Raw genomic sequence first — 2,505 nt, 5'->3', positions numbered from 1 at the left:
GCCGGTGCGCAGCGCGGCTACCACTCGCTGGTCGTGCGTGATGATGCCGGTATTAATACCGTGGCCGACCTGAAAGGTAAAACACTGGCTTCACAAAGCCAGGGTAGCACTGCCGACACCGTCTTGCGCGGTGTGGTATTTAAGCAAGCGGGTCTGGCTGACGGCGATGTCAGCGTCATGGGCGTGAGTCCCGCAGTCGCCGTACAGTCGCTGGTGGGCAATCGGGTGAATGCTGCGTTTCTTTTCGAACCGTATGACCGGATTGCGCAACTGGTTGCGCCTGTCAAGCAGATCTATGAAGTTGGCCAAAACTGGCCCTTTCCCTGCATGGTCGTGATTACTTCCGGCAAAGTGCTGGAGGCTCGCAAGGATGATATCTGGAAGGCGCTGGATGCCCAGCAGCAGGCAATCGAACTGCTTGAAAAACAACCGGCCCAGGCGTCCAAACTGATCGCCAGTTACTTTATCGCCGAACCAACCCTGAAGACCCTTAAGCAGGGTGAGCTGGCGCGCGAGACCGTGATCGAAGACGCGATCAAGACCCAGGAATTTACGCCTACGGTGACAGACAAGGATATTGAGCGGATGACTGAGCTGGCTCGTATCATGGAGCGTGACGGTTCCCTGAAAACCAGGGATGGCAAGCCATTTGACGTTAACACTGTGCTGGATCTTGAATGGCAGAAGGCACGTAAACTGTGAGCAACAACACCCGGATCGGCGGCTTCAAAAAGCCGCTGGCGGTGATGCTGGCCATCGCTTTCATTCTTCTGGTCTGGCAATTGGTCGCACTGACGCTGCCAGACTTTCTCATGCCCGGCATTCTGCCAGTGCTCGAGCGCTTGTCCGAAAGCATTCGTAGTGGTGAATTCTATAGCGGCCTGGCAGGTTCTCTGGCGCGTCTTGGCACCGGTTACGGCATTGCGCTGATCTGTGGCATCGCCTTCGGCCTGCTGGCGGCCAGTCTGAATTTCTTTCGCGAGGTGCTGCGCAACGTGATTGTGATTCTGCAGTCGCTGCCCAGCATTGCCTGGGTGCCGCTGTTTCTGATCGTCTGGGGCTTTGGCAACAAACCCATGATTGTCGTGGTGGCGCTGGCTGCATTTTTCCCGGCTGCGCTCAGCGTCATGAACGCCACCGAATCGGTGCACAAAGTGCATATTTCTGCGGCGCGCGTCATGGGGGCCAGTCGCTGGGGCCTGGTAAGGCGGGTCTATTTGCCTGCGGTCATGCCCGAGCTGATTACCGGCGCGCAATTGGCCTTCGGCAATGCATGGCGCGCGCTGATCTCCGTGGAAATGCTGGTCGATTTCGGTAAGGGTCTTGGCCGTTCGCTGAGTTTTGCAGGCGATACCGGCGATATGACAGGTGTGATGGCCAATATTCTGGTTATCGCCATTCTGGCAGCGCTTATCGATCAGCTGATCCTGGAGCGTATCAAGCACCGCCTGCTGCGTTACCAATACGTCTGAGCCACGCAATACCCTATCCTGTGAGTCCCGCTGCCAGGCGGGACGGGAAGATGCATCATGACCCTGCTTTCCATCCGATCTGCCCTGCGTGCAATGCTCCTCCTAGCCTGTGCCGGGGTATGGATGTCTGCTACTGCTACCACCGCTGCTTCTGTTGCTAGCGATGTCGCCGGCCTATTTCCCCAGGCAGTATCCCGAGGCGCCCTGCGCGTGGCGGTGGTCCATGTCACGCCTGCTGCAGCACCGGGCGCCAAGGTCAGGACCGAAGACAGGCTTGATACGCCTGCCGTCAAGGCGCTTGCCAGGACCCTGAATCTGCCAACACAGCTGGTTCAGCTTGCGCCTGACCAGGCAGCAAAGGCATTGGCAGAAGGCGGCATCGATCTGGCACTTTACAGCCTGTCGGCAGATGCAGCCAACTGGCCTGGAGTGACGCTTGTTCCTACCAGCTATCGCACGTACCCCAAGGCGGTCATCCGCAGCGACACGCAAATCCGCTCGCGGGCCGATTTAGCCGGGCGCACCGTTTGCATCGCCCGCACTGCAGAGCACGCGGCGGCTGAAGCGACGCAGGCGGGGGCAACCTTGCTGCCCTTTGCCGTTCCTTCGGATGCGCTGGTCGCGGTACGCGAAGGCAAATGTGATCTGGGACTGATTGACCAGACGGCCTGGCAACCCTTGATGCATTATCCCGAATGGAAAAAATTTTCCGCCACGCTTGAGCTGGCCAATGCGCCCCGTACGCTGACCTGGCTGGTTGCGGCCGAAAACACACGTGAAGCGCAATGGCTGCGAGCCCGAATGCAACAGTGGGACAGGGCAGGGCAATGGGCGGCGTTCAGTAAAAAGTGGGCGACTGATGTGGCCTTTGACGTCTATCTGGATCAGGAAGTACCCGACTGTCATAGCTGAACGCTCACGGTGCGGAGGCTGGATTTGACCCAAGGCGCCGCTGTGATACATGCGCGACAGTACCCACAAGCTTAAAACGGGTCGGATTCAGCACGAAAAGGGTACACTATCGGATTCAGAA

3 protein-coding genes are annotated in these 2,505 nt (G+C 58.4%); all 3 read left to right on the top strand.

The window, feature by feature from the left end:
* On the top strand, window positions 1–702 hold a 702-nt coding region (locus tag ACTIKR_RS20605), incomplete at its 5' end, for an ABC transporter substrate-binding protein (RefSeq protein WP_442328909.1).
* Window positions 699–1,472 (top strand): ABC transporter permease, encoded by a 774-nt coding sequence (locus tag ACTIKR_RS20600; protein WP_193088451.1) that lies wholly within the window; start codon window positions 699–701, stop codon window positions 1,470–1,472. The genes ACTIKR_RS20605 and ACTIKR_RS20600, both read left to right, overlap by 4 nt.
* 123 nt (window positions 1,473–1,595) lie before the next feature.
* Window positions 1,596–2,384, top strand: a complete 789-nt coding sequence (locus ACTIKR_RS20595) for a substrate-binding periplasmic protein (protein WP_442328908.1) — start codon at window positions 1,596–1,598, stop codon at window positions 2,382–2,384.
* The last annotated feature ends 121 nt before the right edge of the window (window positions 2,385–2,505 follow it).

Origin of the sequence: Advenella sp., assembly GCF_052108595.1 — a bacterium.
Taxonomy (GTDB): domain Bacteria; phylum Pseudomonadota; class Gammaproteobacteria; order Burkholderiales; family Burkholderiaceae_B; genus Advenella.
The sequence above is the reverse complement of the archived record's forward strand: the minus strand, read 5'-3'. Positions and strand labels throughout refer to the sequence as shown.